This is a genomic window from Sphingosinicella terrae (genome assembly GCF_003347635.1).
In the GTDB taxonomy this organism is placed as follows: domain Bacteria; phylum Pseudomonadota; class Alphaproteobacteria; order Sphingomonadales; family Sphingomonadaceae; genus Allosphingosinicella; species Allosphingosinicella terrae.
This window is the reverse complement of sequence record NZ_QDFY01000005.1, coordinates 44,811-69,772: the sequence shown is the minus strand read 5'-3', so window position 1 is coordinate 69,772 and position 24,962 is coordinate 44,811. Positions and strand designations below refer to the sequence as shown.

Here is a 24,962-nt window from a genome sequence, read left to right as displayed (position 1 = left end):
CTCGCAGGTGAGGAAAACGGCTTCCGGAGCGTCATCCCATCGAGAGAGGCGCACGAGGGGGGCAGAACAATGTCGGATCCGATGGTCTCGACCGAGCAGTTGGCCGCACGCGTCGGGGCACCCGATCTGCGCATCGTCGACGCGAGCTGGCACCTCGACTCGCGCGACGCGCTCGAGGAATATCGCGCCGGACACATACCGGGTGCCGTCTTCTTCGACATCGACGCTATCTCGGACACCGGCAGCCGGCTGCCGCACATGCTGCCCCAGCCCAAGGCCTTCGCCGAAGCGGTCGGCGCATTGGGGATAAGCAACCGCGACGACATCGTCGTCTATGACAGCGCCGGCTTGTTCTCCGCCGCACGCGTCTGGTGGACCTTCCGGGCCATGGGCGCCGAGCGGGCCCGCGTCCTCGACGGCGGCCTCCCGAAATGGACCGAGGAGGGACGGCCGCTGGAGAAGGGGTTGCCGGCGCCGCCACCGGCGACGTTCCGCGCGCCGTTCAAGGCGGGTCTCGTCCGCGATCTGCCGGGCGTGCGCCGCGACCTCGGCACCGGCGGCGCGCAGGTCGTCGACGCCCGGCCCGCCGCCCGCTTCGCCGGGGCGGCTCCCGAGCCTCGTCCGGGCCTGCGCAGCGGCCACATGCCGGGCGCGCTCAGCCTGCCTTTGTCCCTGCTCATCGATCTCGAGGGAAAGCTCAAGCCCGCCGGCGAGCTTCGCGCCGCCTTCGCCGCGGCGGGCGTCGATCCCGGCCGCCCGGTGACCGCGACCTGCGGCTCGGGGATCACGGCCGCGGGGATCGCGCTGGCCCTCGCGCGGCTCGGAAACGAATGGGCCGCCGTCTATGACGGGTCCTGGGCGGAGTGGGGCGCATTGAGCGAGCTGCCGGTGGAAATCGGCGCCTGACCGGCCGGAGCGCCGTCCGCGTCGACGCGCTCGACCTCGGGGAAACGCTGCCGGAGCGCCTCGATCCACTGCCGTGAATCGCCCGCGACAACGATCGTCGCCCGGGCCGGATCGAAAGAGCGCGCCGCCGCCGCCATCCGCGCAGGGGCGAGATCGCGCTCGCCGAGCAATTCCACCCGAGCCGTCGCGAGCGGCGCACCGGTCGTCACCAGCGAAGCGACATAGGCGGCCAAGCCGGCCGTCCGCTCGGTCTGCGAAGCGAGCGCATTGACGAGGAAATCGGATCGCTCCGCGGCCACCTCCGGGCTCACCGGCGCCTCGGCCATCCGGCCGAGCTGATCGAGGACGAGGCCGACCACTTCGGCCGCCGCTTCGTTGCGGGTCTGCGTCGCGGTGAGCAGGACCGACTGGTGTCGGCGCGACTCGATCTGGCTGCCGGCGCCGTAGCTCAGCCCGCGGCGGGTGCGGATCTCCTGGTAGAGCAGACCCTGCTGGCCGCCGCCCAGGCGCGCATTGGCGACCTGCAGGGCCGGCCAATCCGGCGATGCGCGCCCGACCGTCGGCAGGGCGCTGAGCACCGCCGTCTGGCCTGCTCCCGGAATGTCGACGGCGAGGATCCGAGGCGCGGCAGCCGGCGCGGGCGCGGGCGGCGGCGCGGCTTCGGCCGCGTCGGCGGTCCAGTCGCCGAAGAGCCGCTCGGCAAGGCGGAGCGCCTCGTCGGCGGTGAGGGCACCGGTGACGATCAATGTCGCATTGCGCGGACCCCACATCGTCCTGTGGGCGGCGACGAGATCGTCCCGGGACACGTCGCCGAGGCTCTCCGAGGTCGGCAGACCGGCATAGGCCGTGCCCGCGAACGCGGCGCGCCACAGGACGCGCAGCGCCGCCTGGGTCGGCTGGCGAACCGCCACGGCGAGCGCGTCGGTCTGCTGGCGGCGGACGCGATCGAGCTCGGCTGCCGGCAGATCGGGGCGCCGGGCGATGTCGGCGAGGAGCCGCCCGGCCGCTTCGGCAAAAGCGGCCGGCACGTTGACCGTGATGAGCGTCGCGTCGGCTTCGGCGCTCGCCGAGAGCGATCCGCCGAGCGCGGCCACCTCGCTTGCCAGCTCGGCCGCACTGCGGCCGCCGGCGCCGCGCTGGGCGACGGCGGCGAGCAGATCGGCGAGGCCCGCCTTGCCGGCAGGATCGGCGGAATCGCCGCCGCCGATGGCCAAGGTCAGCGTCACCAGCGGGACCTCGGTCGAGCGCGCGGCGACGATGCGCAGCCCATTGTCGAGGCGCCGGTCGCTCAATGTGGGGACGACGCGCGGCAAAGCGGCACCCGGGGACGGCGGCGGCCGCCGTTCCGCGTCGGAGGCGAGCGTCACGGGCGGGCGGGTCGCCGCGGGAACGATCGTGCCGAGTTGCGCACTGTCCGGCGGCGCATCGCCGGCATAGCCGGCCGGCCGTAGCGATTCGTCCTGGTATCGGATGACGATCCGTCGTCCGTCGTCGAGCAGGCGCCGGGCGATGCGCTGGACCCCGGCGGGGTCGAGCGCCCGGATCGCCGCCAGCTGCCGGTCCTCATGATCGGGCGAGCCGCCCACGGTCACGCCGCCGCCGAGCTCGAAGCCGCGGCCCCGCGCGGTCTCGCGGCGCGCCAGGGCGTCGCCGAGCATCGCGTTCTTCGCGGCAGCGAGCTCGTCATCCCCGACGAGGCCGTCGCGGAGGGTCGCGATCTCCGCCGCGAGCGCGGCCTGCGCCTCGTCGACCTCCCTCCCCTGCGCCAGTGTGACCACCAGCGCATAGGCATAGCCGTCCCGCGCCGGCAGGTTGATGGACGAGATGTTGGAAGCGAGCTGCAGCTCGTCGATCAGCCGGCGCCGCAGCCGGCCGGCGGCGCCGCGGGCCAGCAGGGTGTCGATCAAGGCGAGGCCCGCGGCATCGGGATCGTCGGCCGCGGGTGCGCGCCAGGAGAAGACCAAAGCCGGCAGCGGCACGTTCGGGGCGTAGGCGTCTACGGTCCGCGGCGCCGGGCTGCCCGTCTCGGCGGTCAGGTCACGCGGGATCGGGCGCGAAGGACGCGCGATCGAGCCGAGATATTGGTCGACCCAGGCATCGACCTGCGCCGCGTCGAAATTGCCGGAGATGACGAAGACCGCGTTGTCGGGACGGTAATAGGCCTCGTGGAAGGCGCGGACGTCGTCCAGCGTCGCCGCATCGAGATCGGCCATGGTGCCGCCGATCGGCCGCAGATAAGGGTGGGTGCCGAAGTTGAATGCCGGGATCAGGGTGTAGAGGATGCGGCCATAAGGCTGGGCCAGGATACGCTGGCGCAATTCCTCCTTCACGACGTCGCGCTCCGAGCGAAAGGCGGCCTCGTCGACGACGAGATTGCGAAGCCTCTCGCCCTCCATCCAGATCAGCGCTTCGAGCTGGCTGGCCGGGGCGGTGGCATAATATTGGGTGAAGTCCCACAGCGTCGACGCGTTGGTCGAGCCGCCGATCGAGGTGACGAAGGCGGAAACGCCCTGGGGCAGGTTCCGCGTCGTCTTGAACATCAGATGCTCGAAGAGATGGGCGAAGCCGCTGCGCCCGCGCGGATCGTCGTTCTGGCCGACATCGTACCAGATTCCGACGGTGGCGGTGGAGGCCGAGGGGTCTCGGATGAGGTAGATGCGCGCGCCATTGGCGAGCGTCCTGTGGGTGTAGTCGAGCGAGGGGACCGAAAGGGGCGGCGGGGGGTCGGCGCGGGCGGAGGCCGTCGAGGGTATCAACCAGACGATCGCAGCCACGATCAGAGCGCCGAGAATATGCATGCCAGTCCTCCCCTCGAAAGGAGGCCTGGCCGCGCGGAATCCGCCACTGCGACGCTCGTCCCGCCTTCCCGCTCCGAACGTCACGAGGCCGTCATGATGGTCTGGGAAGGGCACCGCGTCGCTTCCAGGGGGAATGATCCATGTCTCGCTTCTCGTCGACCAGCGCCGCCAGCGTGCTGGCGCTGTTCGCCTCCACGCCTTGCCTCGCCCAGCAGGTGGCTCCCGCCGAGGAGGAGTCGATCGTCGTCACGGCGCAGTTGCGCGAGCAAAGCCTCGTCGAAGTGCCGATGGCGATCACCGCGGTCGACGGCGCCTTCCTGGACGCGTTCGGCCTCAACGATTTCGAGGAGCTGTCGCGCTTCGTGCCGGGCTTCGAGGTCCAGAACCAGTCCCCCAACAATCCCGGCTTCAACATGCGCGGGATCACGTCCGATTCCGGAAGCGCCTTCGTCGAGCCGCGGGTCTCCGTTTTCCAGGACGGCGTGTCGATCTCCAAATCGCGTGGCTCCTACGTGGAGCTTTTCGACATGGAGCGGGTCGAGATCGTGCGCGGCCCTCAATCGACGCTCTATGGCCGCGGCGCGCTGATCGGCGCGGTCAATCTCATCCAGAACAAGGCCGACCCGGGAGGCTTCGAGGGACTCCTTCGCGCAGGCTACGGCAGTCACGACAGCCTCCTGCTCGAAGGCATGGTCAACGCGCCGCTGGGCGAGCGGGCGGCGGTGCGCGTTTCCGGCCGTTATCGCCAGCGCGACGGCTATGTCGAGAATCTGCTCGGCGAAGACCTGAACTCGACCGACACCGGCGCCATCCGCGGGACGCTGCGACTGGAGCCGGCCGACAGGGTCTCGATCGACGTGATCGGCAATTATCAGGAAGACCACCCGTCCGGCACCTCGTTCAAGTCGCTCGCCTTCAATCCCACCGATCCGGCGACGGGGGCCGTGCTCGGCGACGGCCGCCCATGGACCGCCGCGACGCTCGCGCCGGGTGCGGGCTTCGAGGACGGACGGCCGCTCGGACTCGACCGGGAGGTGTGGGGCGTGACCGGGATCGTCCGCGCGGCGCTCGGCGACGCCTTCACGTTGACCTCGATCACCGCCTGGCGCGAATTCGACTCGCTCGAGATCTTCGATGCCGACGGCATCTCGCTCGCCGCCCTGACCGCGGCCGAGGATGCGCAAGGCGAGCAGCTCAGCCAGGAGCTGCGTCTCACCTATGAGAGCGACCGCGTCACCGCCTTTGTCGGCGCCTCCTATTTCAACGAGGAAGGTTCACAGCGAACGCCGTCCCAGTTCGACGAGCGGATCCTCCTCGCCCGGCTCACCGGAACGCTGAATGGAGGACCGCTCGCCCCCGGGCGGCCGGCCAGCGACCCGGCGTCGTCCGCCCTGTTCGGGCAAACCGCCTTCACCGCGGCCCTGCTCCAGGGCGCCGCCGCCGCATCGGGCGTGGCGCTGCCGGCGCCACTCGCGGCCGGGATCGCGGCCAATCTGAAGGCCGACCATCGCGAGACCTCGACCAATTTCTCCGAGACCGAGTCGTTCGACATTTTCGGCGACGTGACGGTGCGGGTAACCGACCGGCTCGAGCTCGGCGCCGGCCTGCGCTACAGCCATGACGACAAGGCTTCCGGGATCAGTGCGGCCGTGCTCAACGGCCGATCGATCCTGGGCGGCTTCATCGGCGCCCTCGGCCTTCCGGCCGCGCAGCGCGACGCGCTCCTGACCGCCCTGGCGGCGCCAGGGGCCACATCCATTCCTCCCTCCGCCCAGTTCCCGGTGCCGCTCTTCGGTCTCGGATCACAGCCGACGCCGAACAATGGCGAGACAATCGTCGCCGACCTCGACGATGGCGGCTTCACATGGCGGCTGGTCGCGCGTTACGAACTGACGCCGACGAGCAGCCTCTATGCGAACTATGCCCGCGGCCGGCGGCCCGAGCTGCTTTCCGCCTCTCCGCCGGCGACGCCGTTCGGCGCGGCGCGCTTCGACCTGGTGGACGCCGAGACGGTCGACAGCTTCGAGATCGGCGCCCGCAGCCAGACCCGAGACCTCCTTCTCGACGGCTCGGTCTTCTATTATCGCTACGACAACTTCCAGACCACGGTTCAGCAGGGCACGCTCTTCGTCGTCACCAACGCGGGCGAGGCCGAAGCCTATGGCTTCGAAGGCCAGGCACGGTGGCGGGCCGGCTCCGGCCTGTCCCTGTTCGCGACCTACGCCTTCAATCATAGCCGCTTCACCACCGGCGTTCGCGACGGCAACCGCTTCCGCCTCTCTCCCGATCACAGCCTTTCGCTCGGCGCGATCATCGGCGCCGACATCGGCCCGGGCCGGCTCAGCTTCGCGCCGAGCCTCACCTGGCGCTCGCGAGTCTATTTCGACGACGACAATGACCGCCCGGACCTCCAGACCGTCGCGACCGGCGCCCTGATCGCGGATCTCGTCCAGGACGAGACCCAAGGCGGCTACGCGCTCGTCAACGCCCGCCTGGGCTACACGCTCGACGATCGCTACGAGATCGAGCTCTTCGTCAACAATCTGCTCGACGAGGAATATATCAAGGATGCCGGCAATACCGGTGACGCGATCGGCTTCCCGACCTTCATCGCGGGCGAGCCGCGCCTGTACGGCGTCCAGGCGACGGTAAGGTTCTGACATGCTGAGGATCGACCGTCGGACGCTCCTCAAGGTCGGCAGCTTCGGGCTCGGCGGCCTGGCGGTGCCCGGGGCTGCTCAGATCGCCGCCGCCCGCGGCTTCACCCACAACGTCGCGAGCGGCGAACCGCGCTCGGACTCGGTCATGCTGTGGACGCGCTACGTCAGCTCCGGCGGGCCGGCGCGGCTCGACTGGCAGGTGTCCGAGACGGGCGATTTCGCCCGCATCGCCGCCGGCGGCAGCGTCACCGCCGCAGCCGAGCATGATCATTGCGTCAAGCCCGTCGCGCAGGGCCTCTCGCCCGGCCGGGTCTATTTCTATCGCTTCCTCGATGCGCAGAGTCGTTCTTCGCCGGTCGGGCGGACCCGAACCCTTCCGGAAGGTCCGACCGCGCGATTCAAGCTCGGCGTCTTCTCCTGCTCCAACCTGCCCTTCGGCTGGTTCAACGCCTACGCCCATGCCGCCGCGCGCGACGATATCGACCTCATGGTCCATCTCGGCGACTATCTCTACGAATATGAGCGCGGAAAGTACCCGGCCGCGGCCGAGGCCGTCGCCAGGCGGGTGATCGAGCCGGCGGACGAGATCATCGCGCTGGCCGATTATCGTCTGCGCCATGCCGCCTATCGCGCCGATCCGGACCTGCAGCGCCTCCACCAGCTGTTCCCGATGGTGATGATGTGGGACGATCACGAGCTCGCCAACAATGCCTGGATGGACGGGGCCGAGAATCACCAGGCCGCCGAGGGCGACTGGCCGCTGCGCAAGGCGACGGCGCAGCGCGTCTACCGCGAGTGGCTGCCGGTCGGCGACGAGGCCTGGCAGAGCTACCAGATCGGCGATCTCGCCACCCTGTTCAGACCGGAGACGCGCGTCACCGGGCGGAGCGAGCAGCTCGATCTCGGCCGCGCGCTCGCCGGCGAAGAGGATCTGGCGGCGGCGCTGATCCGGTTCCGGGACGGCCCATGGCGCGACGAGAGCCGCTCCATCATGGGCGCCGCGCAGGAGCGCTGGCTGGCGGAGGGAATGGCAGACTCGGTTCGTTCCGGCACGAAATGGCAGCTGCTCGCCCAGCAGGTGATCATGGGGTCAGTCCGACTCGCGCCGGAGATTGCGGGCATGCTGCGTCCGGAATCGAGCGAGCAGATCCGCCGCAACGTGCTTGCCGGGGCCGCCGCGTCGCGCGCGGGGCTGCCGTTCAACCTCGACATGTGGGACGGCTATCCGGCCGCCCGCGACCGATTGCTGCGTTCGGCGCTCGATGCGGACGCCAACCTCGTCGTCCTTTCCGGCGACAGCCACAATGCCTGGGCCTTCGATCTCGACCTCGGCGGGACTCCGGCCGGAGTCGAATTCGCCGTCCAGAGCGTGACCTCACCGGGCTATGAAAGCTATCTGACCTGGGTGGCGCCAGCGGATCTGGCCCGGGTGACGGTCGCTGCCAATCCGCAGCTGCGATGGGCCGATCTCAGCCGGCGCGGCTACCTCACCGTCGAGCTGACGCCGGAGCGCGTGTCGGGCGAGTGGCTATTCATGGACACTATCCGCGAACGATCGTCGGCCGTCGGGGGACGCGAGACGATGAGCGCGGCCAGGGGCGTCAACCGGCTGAGCTGAGGCGAGGGACGCCTTGAACCACGCCTCGGAGAATCACGCCGGGTCGTCGTGGCGCGCCTCGATCCGTGCCAGCCAGCGGCGCCGGAGCGATGCCGGCCGGTCGGGAAACCGATCGTCGAGGAAGTCCGCCCTGAGCACCCGATCGACCCTGAAGCTGCGGAAATCCCGCCTGAGCTCGCACCACCCGATCAGCGCCCGCGCCGCGTCGGAATAGCCGATGGCGACCGGCCAGACGATGCGGGTCGATTCACGCGCCTCGCGATCGGCATAGACGATCCGGATCTTGCGCCCCTGCCGCGCCCAGGCGCGGGCGCGGGCGACGTCGAGGCCGTCAGGCGGGATGTTCCAGCCCGGCGCCGTGCGCGCGGCGCCGTCCTCGATCAGCGGCCGCAGCCGCTCGGGAACGGTGGCGGCGATCTTGGCGATCAGGTCGCGGGCGGCGCGGGCAAGCGCCGGCTCGCCGTGGCCGGCCACCCATTGCGCGCCGAGCACGGCCGCCTCGACCTCGTCGGTGGTCAGCATCAGCGGCGGCAGATCGAAGCCCCCGTCGAGCACGTATCCGATGCCTGCCTCGCCCCTGACCGGAACACGTTGGCCGATGAGCGCGGCGACGTCGCGATAGACCGAGCGCCTCGAGGTCTCCAGCTCGAGCGCGATCTGCTCCGCCGTCACAGGGCCCGAGGCGCGGCGCAGGATCTGGATGATCTGGAAGAGGCGGTCGGCGCGACGCATCGTCAGGGACATTCCATGCTGACAGCAGGGTGGCAACAGGCTTGCGCTAGGAGGTGCCCGCAACGGAGGAAATCACGATGAAGAAGACCCATCAGGGAAGCTGCCATTGCGGCGCCGTCCGCTTCGAAGTCGATGTCGACCTGGACGCGGGGACCAGCCGCTGCAACTGCTCCTTCTGCTCGAAGGACCGGAGCTGGGGGACGCTCGCCAAGCCCGAGGATTTCCGCCTCGTCTCCGGCGCCAACAGCCTGTCCGACTATCAGTTCGGCACCTTTTCCGGGCATCATCGATTCTGCAGCCGCTGCGGAGTCCACGTCTTCGGCGAAGGGGAGGTCGAGGCGCTCGGCGGCGCCTTCGTCTCGATCCAGGTCGCGACCCTGGACGATCTCGGCCAGGCCGAGCTGGCCGCGCTGCCGATCCTCTACCAGGACGGCCGCAACGACAATTGGTGGAACGTCCCCGAGGAAACGCGGCACCTTTAGCGCCGGCGCCTCGTTTCAGGGCCATGCAGCCGGTCTCGCCGAGGATCCTCGACTGGGCGCGAACGATCGCGCTGGGCTGGGCGGCGGCATTCGCGCTGCTCGCGGCGGGCTGCACCGGCGTCCGGCCGATTCCGGCCCAGCCGGCGGCCGCCGCGGCGAACCTGTCCGCGCAGGCCACGCCCCCTTCGCTCCTGCTCGGCGAGCTGTTCAGCGACGTCGCCTTGTCCGGACAGTTCGAGGACGGCAAGGATTGGGCGGATGCCCGTCCGCTCGGCGACGCGCAGGACATCGTTCGCGCCTATCGCCTGGAGCGACCGACCGGTGCCGCGCTGCGAAGCTTCGTCGATCGTCATTTCGAGCTGCCGCGCACCGGCGCCGGCGCCGCGCCGCCGCCCGGCCTGCCCCTGTGCCGGCACATAAACGGGCTGTGGCCGCTCCTGACCCGCGAGGCCGCCGCGCCGCCGCCGCGTTCGTCGCTGCTGCCCCTCCCTCGCCGCTTCGTCGTGCCGGGCGGGCGCTTCCGCGAGGTCTATTACTGGGATTCCTATTTCACGATGCTGGGCTTCGGACACGCCGAGGCCGATCTGCGGCGCGCGATGGTCGACAATTTCGCTTATTTGATCCGCACCTACGGCCATGTGCCCAACGGCAATCGCACTTACTATCTCAGCCGGTCGCAGCCGCCCTTCTTCTTCAAGATGGTCGAGCAGCTCGCGCCTGACGATCCGCCCCGCGCCTTCGCCGAATATCTGGGCGCCCTTCGCCGCGAGCATGAATTCTGGATGGACGGCGCTGACGGGCTGCGACCCGGCGAGGCACGGCTGCGCGTCGTCGCCCTGCCAAACGGCGCCATCCTCAACCGTTATTACGACGCGCGCGACGTGCCGCGCGACGAATCCTATGCGGCCGACGTCGGGACGGCCGCGCGCGCCTACCGGCCGGCGGCGGAGGTCTATCGCGACCTGCGCGCGGCGGCCGAGAGCGGCTGGGACTTCAGCTCGCGCTGGCTCGCCGACCGCCGCGAGCTGGCGACGATCCGGACGACGTCGATCGTGCCGCCGGACCTCAACGCGCTCCTCCATGGCCTCGAACAGGCGATCGCCGCGGGCTGCGGCCGCGCCGGCGACGCGGCTTGCGCGCAAGCCTTCGCCGCCAAGGCCGAGGCGCGGCGAGCGGCGATGACGGGCTATCTGTGGAACGAGGCGAACGGCCTGTTCGACGACCTCGACTGGCGGCGGGGCGCCCTGGTCGGCAATATCAGCGCCGCGTCGCTCTATCCGCTCTTCACCGGCGTCGCGACGCCGCGGCAGGCGGCCCGGACCGCCCGGACGATCCGCGAACGACTGCTGGTCCAGGGAGGGCTGGCCACGACCGACCAGACCACAAGCGAGCAATGGGACGCGCCGAACGGCTGGGCGCCGCTCCAGTGGATCGCGGTCGAAGGGCTCGGCGCCTATGGCGAGACCGCGCTCGCCGAGGAGATTGCCCGCCGCTGGCTCGCCACCGTCGGCCGCACCTACCGCGAGAGCGGAAGGCTGCTCGAGAAATATGACGTCGCCGAGCGCCGGCCCGGCGGTGGCGGCGAATATCCGCTGCAGGACGGCTTCGGCTGGACGAACGGGGTGACGGTGGCGCTGGTGCGGCGGTTCGGGGCGGGCGTTCTTCCGGCCGACGGATCGGCGAACGTCGACGCTGAAGCCTGCATGGTGCCCGACCGGCTGGCGGCGTAGTCACCGGGCATTGGCATGGGAGTTTAGTATTGTGTCCCGGGACTCTTGATGTCCCCGTGACTTCTGGTGAAGTGGAACCGAAATTTCACGATGCGGGGGAGCCGAGCCATGGCCAGTTACATCGCAGGAGCGGGAACGACGACAATTAAGTATTGTGGCCCCGGAAGTATTTGGCCCCGGAACTCACGAAGCGGCGCGAGTCCCTGCTCCTATGCGCTGTAGATTGGATCGGCCAAGGGAATAAATGGCACCAGGATCAATAAGATCCGAGCGGCGATAGACGCGGGTACCGTTGACCTCGGTCCTCGTCTAAAGGCCGGCGGATCGAGCCCCTGCACTCTCTGCGGCGATAGAGGATTATGTGTCGAGCGACACTTCGTTCCAAGCCGCGTTACCGACTGCCCATTCAAGGGCCCTACGGCGTTCTACAACAACAAACGGAGTGATGCCCTTAGGCGGGTTCTCACCCTTGATATCGGCGTCCCGCAACGCCCAGTGCAGGCAGTAAGCGAGGTCGACTTCGGACCCGATCTCCACCTCATTTCGAACATTCGCGCGAGCGCGGAAGTTGGAACTGCTTTCAGCCGTTCTGAGATCGGGAAGCATTGTTACAAAGCGTTGATCGCACCCTCGCCAGAAGTCGAAATTGGGGACGACGCCGACGAGCCAGGCCAATGCCCACATCCCTTCCACTTGAACCTTGAACTCATCTACGTTGCCCGCGCCAGAATCCAGGAAAGAGAGCTCATCGTCAGTGAGACTTTCGAGTATTCCCTCGTGCGAAATCCATGCCAACGCCTTGTTTTTATCGAAGGCGTGGGCGACTGCGGCAACAGCATTCAAACACGCGATGCGATCCAAAATCTCAGCCTTGGGACGCACTGAGAAGTCGTCAATCATCGGCAACGTCGCGGGAATGTCCACGCCTGCCTTCGCCAGTCGCGCGCGGGATTTCGACCTGAATGCATTAGTTTCCATAGTATGTTCCAAAACCACCGATCCCCTTCGGATGCAGCGTCGGCTGTGTTAGCGGATTCGTGTGCTCAGTCGAGCGGAGAAGCCGCATAACGTTCGGGTTCTCGACGGGGTGGTGCCAGACAGTTCCCGGCGGATTGAGCAAACTCCGCCCCGAGGACATATGGCTAAGCACGCAGCGTTCAGCTCCGAGTCAAACATGCGAGCAAGGTCCGCGAAGAGTTGCGGGGACACAGAGTTCCGGGGGACACAGTTCCGGGGACACAATACTGAATTGCCCGCGGCTCCTCCTCCCGCTATATTACAGGCCATGGCCCGCCTCGCCCGCATCGTGGTTCCCGGCGCTGCGCATCATGTGACGCAGCGGGGCAATCGGCGGTTGCCGATCTTCTTCGGCGACGACGACCGCAAGCTCTACCTCGCGCTGCTGCGCGACGGCTGCGCCGGTGCCGGTGTTCGCTGCCTCGCCTGGTGCCTGATGGACAATCACGTCCACCTGATCCTGGTGCCGGAGAGCGCGGAGGGGCTGCGTGGCGCTCTCGCCGAGGCGCACCGGCGCTACACCCGCCACGTCAATTTCCGCGAGGGCTGGCGCGGCTTCCTCTTCCAGGGCCGCTTCGCCAGCTATCCGATGGACGACGCGCATCTGATGGTGGCGGTGCGCTATGTCGAGCGCAACCCTGTCGCCGCCGGGATGGTCGAGCGGGCCGAGGACTGGCCGTGGTCGAGCGCGCGCAGCCATGTGGTGGGCCGGCGGGCCGGGCAGGATCCGCTGACCGATGTCGGCGCCTTGAAGGCGCGTGTGCCGAACTGGCGTGCGATGCTGCGCCACGGCCTGGAGGCGAGCGACGTTCGCGAGGAGGGAGAGGAACTGGCCGAGGCGATCGAGGCGCGGCTGCGCACCGGCCGCCCTCTCGGCACCGAGGCATGGATCGAAGCCCAGGAGGCGGCGCTCGGGCGAAGGCTCAGGCCCGCCAAGCCCGGACCGAAGCCGAGAGCGGATGCCGCTGAGGCGAATTGAGTATTGTGTCCCCGCAACTACGGCTGGCGGCATAGGCACCGGCGGCACGGGAGTTTAGTATTGCGTCCCCGAAATTACGGGAACCCGCGGTGTCACCGGAGCCCGCCGGAACCCGGTCTCCTCGATCAAGATGTTCGAGGAAGGTCTTGGCCGCTTCCCAGGCGGAGGTTCGGGCGGCAAGCGTGCCTTGCTCGCTGCCCCCGAAATGGATGCTGAAGTCACCGTGCCGGAACGTCACCCGTCCCGGGCCCGGGCCCATGAGCAGGTGGCTGGCGTCGTCGAACTGCAGGTTCGAAAGAGCGTGGCGAAAGCCGTTCCGGCGGAGGCGTTGCTCGATCTGATCGGCCATCCTTGCGGCAGGCCAAATATTGTCCGCTCGGCTCGAGACCAGCAGGATCGGTCCCGCGATCCGCTCCACGGGGATCGCCGCCGCGCGGACCAGTTCAGGCTCGTCGAGTATCGCCTGAAATGGCTGGGGCCCGGCCGCCGCCCCGAGCGGACGGGTGACACGCGGCAAGGGAATTCCGTCGCGGGTCCAGGCCGGGACGGTTCCGGTCGCATCTCCGACGGCGCCCCAGAGCAGGGACGACGGAGAAAAGGCGATCACTCCGTCCACGTCCGATCGAGTGGCCGCATAGAACAATGCCAGCTCGGCCCCTCGTGACTCGCCGATCATGACGATGGGGATGCCGCTGCCGATCCGGCCGCGCAGCCAATCGAACCCGCGATCCACATATTCGAGAGGGATGTTCGCGAGGCTAGCGGGCAGCCCTTCGATCGGACCATTGAAACCGCTGCAATAAGCAAGCGCAAGGACCGCATAGCCGGCGCCGGCGAGGTCACGGGCTGCACGAGCGGAGGGATAGCCGCAGTCGGACCCTCCCAGCAGCAGCACCGCGACTCCGGGCGGGCGATCGACAGGCACGTAATAGCGCGCGGCGATCCCATTGTGGGCCACGTCCAGCCGTTCCGCCTCGTCCGGCTGCGCGCCGCCGGCTTGCGCCGACGCAGGCGTGCTCACCGACAAGAGCAATGCCACGAGCACGATCAGGCGGACCATCGCCTTTACCCTCCCACCGGATGTTCGTGCTACGTTTGTAGCAGTCGCCGGAGGCGCTTTCCAGAGCGCAATCGGAACCGGCGATCCAGTCGTCGATGAATCGGCAGATCTCGACCGAAGCGAGCTAGCGGCCGGGGGCGGCAGCGTTTGCGGGACTCGGCATGGCTGGCGGCGCACAAGTGGCGGAGAGGGTGGGATTCGAACCCACGGTACCCGTGAGGGCACAACGGTTTTCGAGACCGCCCCGATCGACCACTCCGGCACCTCTCCGCTGCTTGGTCAGCGGGCCCCTCGCCAGGAGGGGCCGGTCGATGAGCCGCGCGCCTTAGCTCATGGATTCGGCCTTGCCAAGCAGGCGGATGCCCTCGCTTGTCGGTCGGCGTGCGGAGGCCTACATGTGGGGCACATGAGTCCTTCCCGCAACCATAACGCCGCCAACGGCAATCCCGGTCCGGTCAAGGCGCCGCCGGTCGCGCACGCCTCCTTCTCGATCGGCGAGCTCGTCCGCCATCGCCTGTTCGACTTCCGCGGCGTCGTCTTCGACATCGATCCGGTCTTCGCCAATAGCGAGGAATGGTATCAGGCGATCCCAGAGGACGTCCGGCCGCCCAAGGACCAGCCTTTCTACCACCTCCTCGCCGAGAACGGCGAGTCGAGCTACATCGCCTATGTCAGCCAGCAGAATCTGGTGCCCGACACGCTCGGCGAGCCGATCGACCATCCGGCGATCAGCGGCATGTTCGAGGATTTCGCCGGCGGCCGCTACCGGCTGCGGCCGGAGCGCTGCCACTGAGACGTCGGGCGGCGCCGCCGCCGGTCCGGACTTTTCCCCCGGACGGCCCTCCCTTGGTTGACAGGCGGCGCCTCCCTATGTAGCAGCCAGCGTCCCCGCGCAGCCCTGGGCTTGCGCGGTCAAGTTATTGAAGGTGTCTGGGAAAGCCATGTTCGCAATCGTGCGCACGGGCGGCAAGCAGTATCGCGTCGCCGCCGGAGACAAGATCGTCGTCGAGAAGCTCGCCGGAGAGGCGGGCGATACCATCACGCTGGGCGACGTCCTGCTGGCCGGCGACGGCGGCGAGCTGAAGTCGACCGACGGCCTCACCGTCTCGGCGGAGATCATCGCGCAGGCCAAGGGCGAGAAGGTGACGGTCTTCAAGAAGAAGCGCCGCCACAATTACCGCCGCAAGCGTGGCCACCGCCAGCAGCACACGATCCTCCGGATCGTCGGCATCGGCGACGAGAAGGCCGCGGCGCCGAAGAAGGCCGCCGCCGAGAAGCCGGCCAAGAAGGCCGAATCCGCGCCGCAGCCGTCCGAAGGCCCGGCCAAGGTCGAGGGCGCCGAGAGCGCGATGACCGACACGCCGGCGCCGAAGAAGGCCCGCAAGGAGACCGCGCCGAAGGAAGCGAAGGCCGAGACGCCCGCCAAGGCCGAAGGGACCGCGAGCGAGCAGACCGACACGCCGGCCGCGCCGAAGAAGAAGGCTTCGACAAAGAAGCCGGCAGCCGATAAGAACGCGTAAAGAGCTACGAGGTTAGAGTTTCGTCATGGCACATAAGAAAGCAGGCGGTTCGTCGCGCAACGGTCGCGACTCGCAGAGCAAGCGTCTGGGCGTGAAGAAGTTCGGCGGCGAAACGGTCGTCCCGGGCAACATCATCGTACGCCAGCGCGGCACCAAATATTATCCGGGTTCCGGCGTCGGCATGGGCAAGGACCATACCCTCTTTGCGCTTACCGACGGCCGCGTCGCGTTCCGCGACGGCCGACTCGGTCGCAAGTTCGTGTGCGTGGACATGCAAGCGAACGCAGCCGAATAGGGACAGCCGATGACGGGCTGTCCCCCAAGGGGCGGCCCGGATCCGAAAGGATCGTTCGAGGGAGAGGGTCGCCCCCTCTCTCTCTTTTTGTTTCTCCCTCGAAACTGTCGCCGGACCGTCACCCGAAGGGTCTAGCGGCGCGGCCAGGAGGGAAGAACATGTTCGCGAGAACCGAAAGACTGCTGCTGCGGCCCGGCTGGAGGGAGGACGCTCCGGCCCTGTTCAGGGCGATCGCCGACGAGCGGATCGTCCGCAATCTCGCCCAGGCGCCCTGGCCCTACACGCCTGCCGATGCGGAGGCGTTCCTCACCCGCGAGCGCGACCCGAGGGAAGCGGCCTGCCTCATCTTCCTGCGCACGCGCGGCGCGCCGAAGCTGATCGGCGGCATCGGCTTCGCCGCCAGCGAGCATGGCGAGTCGGAGTTCGGCTACTGGATCGCGCGGCCCTATTGGGGCCTCGGCTTCGCCACCGAGGCGAGCCGGGCGGTGATCGCCTATGCGCGCGATTCGCTGCGCCTGCCGCGGCTGGAAGCCGGCCACTTCCTCGATAATCCCGCCTCGGGCCGGGTGCTGGCCAAGCTCGGCTTCCGGCCGACCGGCCGGATCGTCACCCGCTACAGCGCCGGCCGCGGCGCCGAGGCGCCGTCGCGCGAATTCGTGCTGAACCTGGCCAAGACGGAGACCTGCCTCGAGGCGGATGCCGACGCGGCCTGCGCGATGGCGGCGTAACTTCCTGCCCCTCCCTGCACGCAGGGAGGGGAGATACTCAGGCGAGCGCTTCCGTGGGGGCGCCGAGTTTCTTTTCCGCGGCGGCGATCAGGTGGCGGTCGTCATGCTTCCAGGGGTGGAAGCCAGGAAGGAAGAAGGCGATCCAGGCGCCGAGAATCTTGCGCAGCATGCCGGGACGCACCCAGGCGAACCAGAGCATCCGCGCCCACGCCTTCGGTCCGGTGATCCCGTCCTGCCGGAGCAGCTCGAGCGTGCCGAGCGAGCGATCGACGACGAAGTTGCGGGTGACGAACAGCATCACCCGCGCCTTGACGCTCCAGCGCTTGCGCCGCGGCCACGCCCGGGTGGCGTGCAGCCAGGTGTCGTAGGCGACGCCCTTATGCTCGATCTCCTCGATCGCGTGCCAGCGCCACATCGCCTGGCTCTCCGGATCGGCCGGCGCGAGATGGCGGTCGTCCCCGAGCAGCTCGTGGGCGAGAATGGCGGTGAAATGCTCGAGGCACATGGTCGCGCACAGATTGACGACCGGCGGCCGCGACCTCGTGATCGACAAACGCCATTCCACCCGATCCTCGAGCGTCGTGATGTCGTAGCCGGCCTCGTGCGCCCGCTTGTTGAACTGCACATGCTCGCGGCTGTGCATCACCTCCTGGGTGACGAAGGCCCTGATCTCGCGCTCGAGCTTCGGCGGCGCGCCGTCGCGGAACCGGCGGACGCTCTCCACGAAGAAAGCCTCGCCCTTGGGGAAGGTGGCCGACAGCGCATTGTAGAAAGCGGTGGCGACGGCATCGCCGCCCATCCACCAGCGGTCCTGGCGGTCGCCCCGGCCGAAGCGACGGTCGCGAGGCGTGATGGTCAAGTCTTCGGGTGTACCGAGTCGCGCCATGCTGTATCTCCACTCCCCTGTCGGGCTATGGAATACTTACAACAATGTCAATAAGCCGCGAACGCCTCAGCCCGGAGCAGAGCCGCGCGGCCGCGCTCGAAGCCGCGCGCCGGCTGCTGATCGACGAGGGGCCGCAGGCGGTGACCCTGAAAGCGGTGGCGGCGCAGATCGGCAAGACCCACGCCAACCTGCTCCACCATTTCGGCTCGGCGGCGGGGCTGCAGGCGGCTCTGGCACAGCTGATCAGCGACCGGGTCTGCGCCGGCATCGCCGAGGCCGTCGAGCGCAGCCGCCAGGGCGAGGCCGATCCGATCGAGATCGTCGACAGGACCTTCGACGCCTTCGGACGCGAGGGGGCCGGGGCCCTCGCCGCCTGGATGATCCTTTCCGGGAACCGCGATGCGCTCAATCCCATCCTGGACTCGATCCACCAGCTCGTCGACCGGCTGGGCGAGGGACATGAGGACCGCCCGGTGCACGAGACGACCTTGTGGCTGGTCCTCGCGGCGATCGGCGACTCGCTTCTGGGCGAGCCGATGGCCGAGGCGCTAGGGCTCGCCCGCGGCCAGGCGCGCGAGGTGGCGCGCCGCCAGCTGATCGGATCGACGCGGCTCGAGGAGGGACAGAGGCAATGACCCTGATCACCGGCGCCCATGTGATGATCTACACCCAAAACGAGGCCGCCGACCGGGCCTTCCTGAGCGAAATGATCGAGCTGCCGAGCATCGATTCGGGCGGCGGCCGGCTGATCTTCAAGCTGCCGCCGACCGAGCTCGGCGTGCACGGCCACGTGCGCAACGACCTCCACGAAATCCATCTGATCTGCGAGGATCTCGACGGGGCGATGGCGCGGCTGGCGGAGAAAGGGGTGACCTGCAGCGAGCCGATGACGGCCGATTGGAGCCGGGCCACCTCGGTGCCGCTTCCGGGCGGCGGCAGGATCGGCCTCTACCAGGCCTATCACGAGCGGCCGTGACCCAGGCGAGCGAGGAATTGCAGGCGATCGAGCGCGCCTTCTGGTTCGGCGACGCCGGCCATTATCGCGCCAGGCTGACGCCGGACTGCATGATGGTCTTCCCTCAGATCGGCGTGCTCGACCGCGAGACGCTGATCGCCGGGATCGAGAAGGGGCCGCGCTGGTCCCACCTCGACATCTCCGGCTGGCGCTGCGACCAGCCTGCCGAGGGCGTCGCCGTCATCGCCTATCGCGCCGTCGCCGGCCGCGAAGGCATGGCCGAGCCGTATCGCGCCTGGTGCGGGAGCCTCTATGTCCGGATCGAGGAAGGCTGGCTGATGGCCTTCCACCAGCAGACGCCCGACTGATCCGGCCGGCCTGCCAATCAGGTCCGGCGCCCCTCTTCGAGAGGCGCCGGATCCTTTCATTTATTGGAGCACCGTCGCGCTGTTGCCCATGCCGGACTGATTGACGACGGCCTGGTTGTCGCTGCTCGCCTGAAGGACGGTAGCGACATTCGCCGTGCCCGCCTGCGTGACCAGCGCCAGGTTGCCGGTCGTCCCCGCGGCCTGCGTGATCGCGGCATCGTGGCCCGAGCCGGTCTGCAGGATCGCCGCATCGCTGCCGGCGCCGTTCTGGACGATGCTGGCATGGCTGTCGGCGGCAGAAGCAAAGCCGACGCTGTCATAGTCGCCTTCGAGGAGCTCGGCGAGATCGGCGGTCACGCCCTGGCCGATGCCGGCGCGGTTGCCCGCATCCGTCTGCTCCACGGTCGCCACGTTGCCGGAGCCGATCTGGGCCACGGCGGCGAGGCTGGCGCCGGTCTGCGTCACTTCGGACGCGTTGGTATCGCCGATCTGCGCCACATAGGCGCTCGCGCCATCGCTCGGCTGATCGACGGTCGCCGTGTTGAAGCCGCCCTGCTGATAGACGCGCGCATAGGTGGCGTCGCCGTCCTGGGTGATGTCGGCGTCATTGCCCTCGCCCTGCTGGTCGACGAGCGCCTGCGCGCCGGCGCCGCTCTGGAGCACGAGCGAATATTGCTCGACGCCGTCTCCGGACTGGGAGACGAAGGCGGAGGATTCCGTCCCACGCTGGCTGACGATGGCGTTGTGCCCCTCGCTGCCTTCGCCCGACTGGATGACCGAAGCGTCGCTCCCGGTGGCCGAGGACCATTGGGTCACGCGGGCGGAGTGGGTGATCGGCGCGATGAAGCTGCCCATGCCGGCGCCGATCCCGGATTGGACGACGGAGACGCTCGCGTCGGCGGCGGACTGGCTGACGATCGCGCTGTGCGAGAAGCCGGACTGGTCGACGGTCGCGGACGCGCCGGTCGCCGAGGCTTCCTGCGTGACGGTCGATCCCACGCGCGGCCCGACCTGGGTCACATCGGCGGACTGAAAGTCGCCATATTGGAAGACATTCGACCGGTTGGTATCCTCGGCTTCGAGATTGGTCTGGCTGACGCGGATGATCGAGCCGTCGCCGGTCTGCGAGATCATGCTGTCATTGTTGACATAGCCGCCCTGGCCGGCGGTCTGAGACAGCTCAACCGAGGAATCGCCGTTCTGGACCACGCTGGACTCGTTGCGATCGCCGTCCTGACCGACGACGACCGATCCGGCCGCGGTCTGACCGATGATCGACTCGTTGCCGACGCCCTCGCCTTGCGTCGACGTCGCGGTAGCGCCGTTGCCCGTCTGGTAGATCTTGATGTCGGAATCGACCGAGCCTTCGGCCTGCTCCGCGACCGCATCATTGTCGGAGCCCTGCTGCTGCTCGACCAGCACCAGCCCGGCTTCGCCGGCCTGCGCAACATCGGAAGCGTTATTCTGCGCGAATAAGGGCGCAGCGGAGACGAGGGCGAGAGTGGATATCGTGGCGTAGATGATGCGCTTCATTTTCAACCCTTTTCTTATGGCTTCATGGCCGGTGGGCGCGGAAGCCGGCGCGAGGCGAACGACTCCTGCAACGCCTCGTTAACCATCGGCTGCGACGGTTTCGGGCCTGTCGGGTTTCGATGCGATGTGACTTCCATGTCGGGGTGGTGACGCGGCCTCCCGCCGACCGCCGGGGCGCTCGCGGCCCATATCCGGTCAGGACGGCCCGCGCGGCGATCTGCCCTGCCGAAGCCGGGAGCCGCGACGGCCCCGCCCTTCCCTCCGGCGATTCGCGACCTATAGAGTCGCCATGCATTTCCTCGACCAGGCCAAGATCTTCGTCCGCTCCGGCGCAGGCGGCCCCGGCGCCGTCTCGTTCCGGCGCGAGAAGTTCATCGAATATGGCGGGCCCGACGGCGGCGACGGCGGCAAAGGCGGCGACATCGTGTTCGAGGCGGCCGAGGGCCTCAATACGCTGATCGACTTCCGCTACACCCAGCATTTCAAGGCGCCGCGGGGCAAAGGCGGCGCCGGGCGCAACCAGACCGGCGCCGGCGGCAGGGACCTGGTGATCAAGGTCCCGGTCGGTACCCAGATCCTGTCCGAGGACAAGGAGCATGTGCTGGCCGACATGACCGAGATCGGCCAGCGCATCGTCTTCCTCAAGGGCGGCGACGGCGGCCGCGGCAATGCCAGCTACAAGACGTCGACCAACCGGGCGCCGCGCCAGCACGGCACCGGCTGGCCGGGCGAGGAGATGTGGGTGTGGCTGCGCCTCAAGCTGATCGCCGATGCCGGCCTGATCGGCCTGCCCAATGCCGGCAAGTCGACCTTCCTCAACGCCGTCTCCAACGCCAAGGCGAAGGTCGGCGACTATCCGTTCACCACCCTCCACCCCAAGCTCGGCGTCGTCCGCCACAAGGGCGTCGACTTCGTCCTGGCCGACATACCGGGGCTGATCGAAGGAGCCGCCGAGGGCGCGGGCATCGGCGACCGCTTCCTCGGCCATGTCGAGCGCACCCGCGTGCTGGTCCATCTGGTCGACGCGAACAACGAGGATGTCGGCTCGGCCTATCGGACCGTCCGCGACGAGCTCGAAGCCTATGGCGCCGGGCTCGACGACAAATCCGAGGTCATCGCGCTCAACAAGACCGACACGATCGACGAGGAGCTCACCGCGGCGCTGGCCGAGGAGCTCGCCGCCGAATCCGGCGCCCCGGTCTTCCCCGTCTCCGGGATCACCGGCGAAGGAGTCGACGCCGTGCTCGACGCCATCGTCGAGCGGCTCGGGCGAAGGGCCGAGGCGGCGGCGGACGAGGAGGAAGGCTGGTCGCCGCTGTGAGCAGGCCGCCGCCCGCAAGGTCCGGGCGCCCGCGCAACACCGCGACTCTCGCCGTCACCGGCGGAACCGGCTTCGTCGGCGCCCATCTGATGCGCGTCGCCCGCGCCGGCGGCCTTTCCGTGCGCGCCCTCACCCGCAAGTGGCGGCCGCCCGAGGAAGGCGTGGACTGGATCGAGGGCGCGCTCGACCGGCCGGACAGCCTCGCCCGCCTGTGCGCAGGCGCGGACGCCGTCATCCACGTCGCCGGCCTGATCAACGCCGCGACGCGCGACGCGTTCGACAGCGTCAATGTCGGCGGCACCGCCAACATGGTCGATGCGGCGCGCCATGCCGGCCTGCGCCGCTTCGTCCACGTCTCGTCGCTGGCGGCGCGCGAGCCGGACCTGTCCGATTACGGATGGTCGAAGGCGCGATCGGAGCGGGTCGTCGCGGCGTCCGGCCTGGACTGGACGATCATCCGGCCGCCGGCGGTCTACGGCCCCGGCGACCGCGAGACGTTCGAGCTCTTCCGGATGGCGCGCCGCGGGCTCGTCGCGCTGCCGCCGCGCGGACGCTTCTCGGTCATCCACGTCGAGGATCTGTGCCGCCTGATCCTGGCGGTGATCGACGAGCCGGACACCCATTTCGAGACCTACGAGCCGGACGACGGCACCGACGAGGGCTGGGACCATCGCCACTTCGCCCGGACCCTGGGCCGCGTGCTTGGCAAGCGGCCGGCGACCCTGCCGATGCCGAAGCTGGTCATGCAGGGCGCCTCGCGGGTCGAGCGGCTGGTGCGGCGCGACCGCGCCAAGCTCACCGCGGACCGGGTCCGCTATTTCTGCCATCCCGACTGGGTGGTGACCGCCCGCCACCGACCGCCGGAATCGCTGTGGAAGCCCGAGATCCGCACGCCGACCGGCCTCAAGGACACGGCGGAATGGTACAAGGCGCAGGGCTGGCTGAAATAGAGTCTGTCCTGGCCAGGTGGAGGTGCCGGGATCGTCAGCCCTCGGTGAAGTAGAGCACCAGATAGGCGATACCGCTCGCCACCAGGCCGAGCAGCAAGGTCCGGTAGGCGTAGTTCAGCATCCGGTATTTCTTGGTCTGAAGCACCGTCCCCTGCTGGTGGATGTCGCGCGCCATCGTCCGGTAGACGCTGTCGTCGCTCTCCAGCCGCGTCATCAGCCGGTCGATGAACTCCTCCTCCTTGATCCGGGTGAAGACGCCGAAGAAGAGCAGGTTCGGCTCGGACGCCGAGCGGCGGCCGCGCGTCACCGGCAGCACGGCGAGGATGGCGAAGATCGCGGAGAAGAAGGCGGCGGCGCCGAGGATCAGCAAGGGCAGCGGCGCCGAGGCGCCCTGGGCCTTGCCGATCGTGATGGTGAAGATGACGAAGGTCGCGCCCATGACGATATTGGCCTTGGTATCGGCCATCGCCGAAAGCTGGAGTTGCGCCAGCTGCGTCGTGCGCATCAGGTGCACGGCATTGGCCGGATAATGAGGCGGAACCGGGTTCTTCTCTTCGGCCACGAAAACTTCGCCCCCGTTCAACTGCTTGGCCGCCTCATGCCATGCCGGTGGGCGCCTTGCCAAGCATTCGCCCCTTTCCGGCCCCATTCACTTGGCAGACGGGCGCCGGACCCGGAGTTCGAAACCGCATCGCCCCGAAGCAAAAACCGGTTCCCACTTGTTCGTGCGATGCTCTAGAGGGCAGCCATGACCGACCGAGACCAGACCTTCGCCAAGGTCGCCGAGCTGATCGAGCCATTCAACAAGAAGGGCGTGGCGCTCACCGACTCCACCACCTTCGCCGGCGATCTCGAATGGGACAGCCTGGTGGTCATGGACTTCGTCGCCTCCGTCGAGGACGAGTTCGACATCCTGATCACGATGAACATGCAGGCCGAGATCGAGACGGTCGGGCAGTTGGTCGACGCCGTCGCCAAGCTCAAGGCCGAAGGATAATCCGTTCCCCTCCCCGGACAGGGGAGGGACCGGGGTGGGCCGGTCGCCCCGGCCAGCGGCCTTTCGTCGCCGGACCACCCTCTGCCCCTTCCTGCGCGCAGGGAGGGGGGAAAGGCAGGAAGATGACCGAAGCACTCCAGAACGCGATGGATCCGGCCGACGAGGCGCAGCCCGTCGCGGCACCGGGCCGCGACCTGTTCGCCAAGTTCGATCCGCTGATCGCCGAGCGCGAGGCCCTGCTCTCGACCGGCGTGCGCGATCCGTTCGGGCTGGTGATGGAGAAGGTGCTCTCGCCCACCCGGGCGATCATCCGCGGCAAGGAGACGATCCTGCTCGGCACCTACAATTATATGGGGATGACCTTCGATCCCGACGTGATCGCGGCGGGCAAGAAGGCGCTGGACGATTATGGATCCGGAACCACCGGCAGCCGGGTCCTCAACGGCACCTACCAGGGCCACCGCGAGTGCGAGGAAGCGCTCAAGGAGTTTTACGGCACCGACCATGCCATGGTCTTCTCGACCGGTTATCAGGCCAATCTCGGCCTGATGTCGACCATCGCCGGCAAGGAGGATTACATCATCCTCGACGCCGACAGCCATGCCAGCATCTATGACGGCTGCTTCCTCGGCGACGCCCAGATCGTCCGATTCCGCCACAACAATGTCGACGACCTCGCCCGCCGGCTGGCGCGACTGCCGGCCGAAGCGGGCAAGCTGGTCGTTCTCGAGGGCGTCTATTCGATGCTCGGCGACATCGCGCCGCTCAAGGCGATGGTGGAGGTCGCCAAGCGCCACGGCGCGATGGTCGTGGTCGACGAGGCGCACGGCATGGGCTTCTTCGGCGCCCACGGGCGCGGCGTGTTCGAGGAGGCGGAAGTCGAGGACCAGGTCGAGTTCGTCGTCGGCACCTTCTCCAAGTCGGTGGGGACGGTCGGCGGCTTCGTCGTCTCCAACCATCCCAAATTCGAGGTGCTGCGGCTCGTCTGCCGCCCCTATGTCTTCACCGCGTCGCTGCCGCCTTCGGTGGTCGCCACCGCCGCCACCTCCATCCGCAAGCTGATGCACGCCGAGGAGAAGCGCGCCCATCTCTGGAAGAACAGCCGCCGCCTCCATCTGGGGCTGCGCGAGCTCGGCTTCACCCTGGCGACCCCGGAGGCGCAGTCGGCGATCATCGCGGTGCTCCTCGCCGACCAGGAGACGACGGTGCGGATGTGGCAGGCGCTGCTCGAGGCCGGCCTCTACGTCAACATGGCGCGCCCGCCCGCCACTCCCACCGGCACCTTCCTGCTGCGCTGCTCGCTCTGCGCCAGCCACACCGACGAGGAAGTCGGGCAGATCATCGAGATGTTCGCCGGCGCCGGGCGGGCGACGGGGGTGATCGGCTGACGAGCTCGCGACTGCGCCAGAATGGCCGGCAGCCCACAA

23 protein-coding genes, 1 tRNA gene and 1 pseudogene are annotated in these 24,962 nt (G+C 68.6%); 17 read left to right on the top strand and 8 right to left on the bottom strand.

Going from position 1 to position 24,962, the window contains the following annotated elements; translation table 11 throughout:
- Nucleotides 1-69: 69 nt before the first annotated feature.
- Nucleotides 70-906: a 3-mercaptopyruvate sulfurtransferase gene (sseA, locus tag DDE10_RS12320; RefSeq protein WP_114953083.1), complete on the top strand. Its 837-nt coding sequence runs from the start codon at nucleotides 70-72 to the stop codon at nucleotides 904-906.
- Here sseA and DDE10_RS12315 read toward each other — a convergent pair.
- Nucleotides 843-3,704: a M16 family metallopeptidase gene (locus tag DDE10_RS12315; RefSeq protein ID WP_114953082.1), complete on the bottom strand. Its 2,862-nt coding sequence runs from the start codon at nucleotides 3,702-3,704 to the stop codon at nucleotides 843-845. The genes sseA and DDE10_RS12315 overlap by 64 nt on opposite strands.
- Before the next feature lie 140 nt (nucleotides 3,705-3,844).
- On the opposite strand from DDE10_RS12315, the gene DDE10_RS12310 reads away from it, so the two are divergent.
- Both DDE10_RS12310 and DDE10_RS12305 read left to right on the top strand, forming a co-directional pair.
- Nucleotides 3,845-6,364, top strand: a complete 2,520-nt coding sequence (locus DDE10_RS12310) for a TonB-dependent receptor (protein WP_114953081.1) — start codon at nucleotides 3,845-3,847, stop codon at nucleotides 6,362-6,364.
- A 1-nt stretch (nucleotide 6,365) separates the two neighbouring features.
- On the top strand, nucleotides 6,366-7,982 hold the full coding sequence (locus tag DDE10_RS12305; RefSeq protein WP_114953080.1) for an alkaline phosphatase D family protein: 1,617 nt from the start codon (nucleotides 6,366-6,368) through the stop codon (nucleotides 7,980-7,982).
- Between the two features lie 33 nt (nucleotides 7,983-8,015).
- On the opposite strand, the gene DDE10_RS12300 is transcribed toward DDE10_RS12305, so the two are convergent.
- The gene (locus DDE10_RS12300; protein WP_114953079.1) at nucleotides 8,016-8,714 is read right to left on the bottom strand and encodes a helix-turn-helix transcriptional regulator; all 699 of its coding nucleotides are present in this window, start codon (nucleotides 8,712-8,714) and stop codon (nucleotides 8,016-8,018) included.
- 77 nt (nucleotides 8,715-8,791) lie between these two features.
- Between DDE10_RS12300 and DDE10_RS12295 the strand changes: the two genes are divergently transcribed.
- Nucleotides 8,792-9,196 carry a GFA family protein gene (locus tag DDE10_RS12295; protein ID WP_114953078.1) on the top strand — a complete coding sequence of 135 codons (405 nt, stop codon included), beginning with the start codon at nucleotides 8,792-8,794 and terminating at the stop codon, nucleotides 9,194-9,196.
- 23 nt (nucleotides 9,197-9,219) lie between these two features.
- Entirely contained in the window at nucleotides 9,220-10,926 is a 1,707-nt protein-coding gene (treF, locus tag DDE10_RS12290) for an alpha,alpha-trehalase TreF (protein WP_114953077.1), read from the top strand.
- Nucleotides 10,927-11,283: 357 nt separating this feature from the next.
- Here the strand turns inward: treF and DDE10_RS12285 are convergent, their stop codons facing one another.
- A complete protein-coding gene (locus tag DDE10_RS12285; protein ID WP_114953076.1) occupies nucleotides 11,284-11,904 on the bottom strand; it encodes a DUF4272 domain-containing protein in 621 nt (206 codons plus the stop codon).
- A 307-nt stretch (nucleotides 11,905-12,211) separates the two neighbouring features.
- Between DDE10_RS12285 and DDE10_RS12280 the strand changes: the two genes are divergently transcribed.
- Nucleotides 12,212-12,922 (top strand): transposase, encoded by a 711-nt coding sequence (locus tag DDE10_RS12280; protein ID WP_114953075.1) that lies wholly within the window; start codon nucleotides 12,212-12,214, stop codon nucleotides 12,920-12,922.
- On the opposite strand, the gene DDE10_RS12275 is transcribed toward DDE10_RS12280, so the two are convergent.
- Entirely contained in the window at nucleotides 12,867-13,982 is a 1,116-nt protein-coding gene (locus tag DDE10_RS12275) for an acyl-CoA thioester hydrolase/BAAT C-terminal domain-containing protein (protein ID WP_114953074.1), read from the bottom strand. The genes DDE10_RS12280 and DDE10_RS12275 overlap by 56 nt on opposite strands.
- Nucleotides 13,983-14,162: 180 nt before the next feature.
- Nucleotides 14,163-14,252, bottom strand: a tRNA-Ser gene (locus DDE10_RS12270).
- Between the two features lie 136 nt (nucleotides 14,253-14,388).
- On the opposite strand from DDE10_RS12270, the gene hspQ reads away from it, so the two are divergent.
- From hspQ to DDE10_RS12250, 4 genes and pseudogenes are all read left to right on the top strand, one after another.
- Entirely contained in the window at nucleotides 14,389-14,775 is a 387-nt protein-coding gene (hspQ, locus tag DDE10_RS12265; RefSeq protein WP_114953073.1) for a heat shock protein HspQ, read from the top strand.
- Between the two features lie 148 nt (nucleotides 14,776-14,923).
- Nucleotides 14,924-15,265, top strand: a pseudogene (rplU, locus tag DDE10_RS23815) (50S ribosomal protein L21); the annotation flags it as partial.
- 262 nt (nucleotides 15,266-15,527) lie between these two features.
- A complete protein-coding gene (gene rpmA / locus DDE10_RS12255; protein WP_114953071.1) occupies nucleotides 15,528-15,797 on the top strand; it encodes a 50S ribosomal protein L27 in 270 nt (89 codons plus the stop codon).
- 158 nt (nucleotides 15,798-15,955) lie between these two features.
- Nucleotides 15,956-16,525, top strand: coding sequence for a GNAT family N-acetyltransferase (locus DDE10_RS12250; RefSeq protein WP_114953070.1), 570 nt, complete (start codon nucleotides 15,956-15,958; stop codon nucleotides 16,523-16,525).
- 37 nt (nucleotides 16,526-16,562) lie between these two features.
- On the opposite strand, the gene DDE10_RS12245 is transcribed toward DDE10_RS12250, so the two are convergent.
- Nucleotides 16,563-17,411: a metal-dependent hydrolase gene (locus DDE10_RS12245; RefSeq protein ID WP_114953069.1), complete on the bottom strand. Its 849-nt coding sequence runs from the start codon at nucleotides 17,409-17,411 to the stop codon at nucleotides 16,563-16,565.
- A 44-nt stretch (nucleotides 17,412-17,455) separates the two neighbouring features.
- On the opposite strand from DDE10_RS12245, the gene DDE10_RS12240 reads away from it, so the two are divergent.
- The 3 genes from DDE10_RS12240 to DDE10_RS12235 are packed head-to-tail and all read left to right on the top strand — an operon-like array spanning nucleotide 17,456 to nucleotide 18,734.
- Complete coding sequence (locus tag DDE10_RS12240) at nucleotides 17,456-18,046, top strand: TetR family transcriptional regulator (RefSeq protein ID WP_114953068.1); 591 nt, start codon at nucleotides 17,456-17,458, stop codon at nucleotides 18,044-18,046.
- Nucleotides 18,043-18,387 (top strand): VOC family protein, encoded by a 345-nt coding sequence (locus DDE10_RS23470; RefSeq protein ID WP_162806583.1) that lies wholly within the window; start codon nucleotides 18,043-18,045, stop codon nucleotides 18,385-18,387. The genes DDE10_RS12240 and DDE10_RS23470 overlap by 4 nt, the downstream gene beginning before the upstream one ends.
- A complete protein-coding gene (locus DDE10_RS12235) occupies nucleotides 18,384-18,734 on the top strand; it encodes a nuclear transport factor 2 family protein (protein WP_162806582.1) in 351 nt (116 codons plus the stop codon). Before DDE10_RS23470 ends, DDE10_RS12235 begins: the two co-directional genes overlap by 4 nt.
- 60 nt (nucleotides 18,735-18,794) lie before the next feature.
- Here the strand turns inward: DDE10_RS12235 and DDE10_RS12230 are convergent, their stop codons facing one another.
- Entirely contained in the window at nucleotides 18,795-20,267 is a 1,473-nt protein-coding gene (locus tag DDE10_RS12230) for a hypothetical protein (protein ID WP_114953066.1), read from the bottom strand.
- Between the two features lie 289 nt (nucleotides 20,268-20,556).
- Between DDE10_RS12230 and obgE the strand changes: the two genes are divergently transcribed.
- Together obgE and DDE10_RS12220 are read left to right on the top strand one after the other, a co-directional pair.
- Entirely contained in the window at nucleotides 20,557-21,588 is a 1,032-nt protein-coding gene (gene obgE, locus DDE10_RS12225; RefSeq protein ID WP_114953065.1) for a GTPase ObgE, read from the top strand.
- Complete coding sequence (locus DDE10_RS12220) at nucleotides 21,585-22,538, top strand: NAD-dependent epimerase/dehydratase family protein (RefSeq protein ID WP_284734627.1); 954 nt, start codon at nucleotides 21,585-21,587, stop codon at nucleotides 22,536-22,538. Before obgE ends, DDE10_RS12220 begins: the two co-directional genes overlap by 4 nt.
- A gap of 34 nt (nucleotides 22,539-22,572) precedes the next feature.
- On the opposite strand, the gene DDE10_RS12215 is transcribed toward DDE10_RS12220, so the two are convergent.
- Nucleotides 22,573-23,100, bottom strand: a complete 528-nt coding sequence (locus DDE10_RS12215; RefSeq protein ID WP_114953244.1) for a Pycsar system effector family protein — start codon at nucleotides 23,098-23,100, stop codon at nucleotides 22,573-22,575.
- 186 nt (nucleotides 23,101-23,286) lie between these two features.
- On the opposite strand from DDE10_RS12215, the gene DDE10_RS12210 reads away from it, so the two are divergent.
- Together DDE10_RS12210 and spt are read left to right on the top strand one after the other, a co-directional pair.
- Entirely contained in the window at nucleotides 23,287-23,535 is a 249-nt protein-coding gene (locus tag DDE10_RS12210; protein WP_114953064.1) for an acyl carrier protein, read from the top strand.
- Between the two features lie 146 nt (nucleotides 23,536-23,681).
- On the top strand, nucleotides 23,682-24,923 hold the full coding sequence (gene spt, locus DDE10_RS12205) for a serine palmitoyltransferase (RefSeq protein WP_114953243.1): 1,242 nt from the start codon (nucleotides 23,682-23,684) through the stop codon (nucleotides 24,921-24,923).
- Nucleotides 24,924-24,962 lie beyond the last annotated feature (39 nt).

Bases quoted from the DNA above. Each gene is read 5' to 3' on its own strand.
- DDE10_RS12275 (WP_114953074.1), bottom strand. From the start codon at position 13,982: ATGGTCCGCCTGATCGTGCTCGTGGCATTGCTCTTGTCGGTGAGCACG.
- sseA (WP_114953083.1), top strand. From the start codon at position 70: ATGTCGGATCCGATGGTCTCGACCGAGCAGTTGGCCGCACGCGTCGGG.
- DDE10_RS12280 (WP_114953075.1), top strand. From the start codon at position 12,212: ATGGCCCGCCTCGCCCGCATCGTGGTTCCCGGCGCTGCGCATCATGTG.
- DDE10_RS23470 (WP_162806583.1), top strand. From the start codon at position 18,043: ATGACCCTGATCACCGGCGCCCATGTGATGATCTACACCCAAAACGAG.
- DDE10_RS12285 (WP_114953076.1), bottom strand. From the start codon at position 11,904: ATGGAAACTAATGCATTCAGGTCGAAATCCCGCGCGCGACTGGCGAAG.
- DDE10_RS12305 (WP_114953080.1), top strand. From the start codon at position 6,366: ATGCTGAGGATCGACCGTCGGACGCTCCTCAAGGTCGGCAGCTTCGGG.
- rpmA (WP_114953071.1), top strand. From the start codon at position 15,528: ATGGCACATAAGAAAGCAGGCGGTTCGTCGCGCAACGGTCGCGACTCG.
- hspQ (WP_114953073.1), top strand. From the start codon at position 14,389: ATGAGTCCTTCCCGCAACCATAACGCCGCCAACGGCAATCCCGGTCCG.
- treF (WP_114953077.1), top strand. From the start codon at position 9,220: ATGCAGCCGGTCTCGCCGAGGATCCTCGACTGGGCGCGAACGATCGCG.
- DDE10_RS12245 (WP_114953069.1), bottom strand. From the start codon at position 17,411: ATGGCGCGACTCGGTACACCCGAAGACTTGACCATCACGCCTCGCGAC.
- spt (WP_114953243.1), top strand. From the start codon at position 23,682: ATGGATCCGGCCGACGAGGCGCAGCCCGTCGCGGCACCGGGCCGCGAC.
- obgE (WP_114953065.1), top strand. From the start codon at position 20,557: ATGCATTTCCTCGACCAGGCCAAGATCTTCGTCCGCTCCGGCGCAGGC.
- DDE10_RS12315 (WP_114953082.1), bottom strand. From the start codon at position 3,704: ATGCATATTCTCGGCGCTCTGATCGTGGCTGCGATCGTCTGGTTGATA.
- DDE10_RS12295 (WP_114953078.1), top strand. From the start codon at position 8,792: ATGAAGAAGACCCATCAGGGAAGCTGCCATTGCGGCGCCGTCCGCTTC.
- DDE10_RS12300 (WP_114953079.1), bottom strand. From the start codon at position 8,714: ATGCGTCGCGCCGACCGCCTCTTCCAGATCATCCAGATCCTGCGCCGC.
- DDE10_RS12250 (WP_114953070.1), top strand. From the start codon at position 15,956: ATGTTCGCGAGAACCGAAAGACTGCTGCTGCGGCCCGGCTGGAGGGAG.
- DDE10_RS12210 (WP_114953064.1), top strand. From the start codon at position 23,287: ATGACCGACCGAGACCAGACCTTCGCCAAGGTCGCCGAGCTGATCGAG.
- DDE10_RS12230 (WP_114953066.1), bottom strand. From the start codon at position 20,267: ATGAAGCGCATCATCTACGCCACGATATCCACTCTCGCCCTCGTCTCC.
- DDE10_RS12240 (WP_114953068.1), top strand. From the start codon at position 17,456: ATGTCAATAAGCCGCGAACGCCTCAGCCCGGAGCAGAGCCGCGCGGCC.
- DDE10_RS12310 (WP_114953081.1), top strand. From the start codon at position 3,845: ATGTCTCGCTTCTCGTCGACCAGCGCCGCCAGCGTGCTGGCGCTGTTC.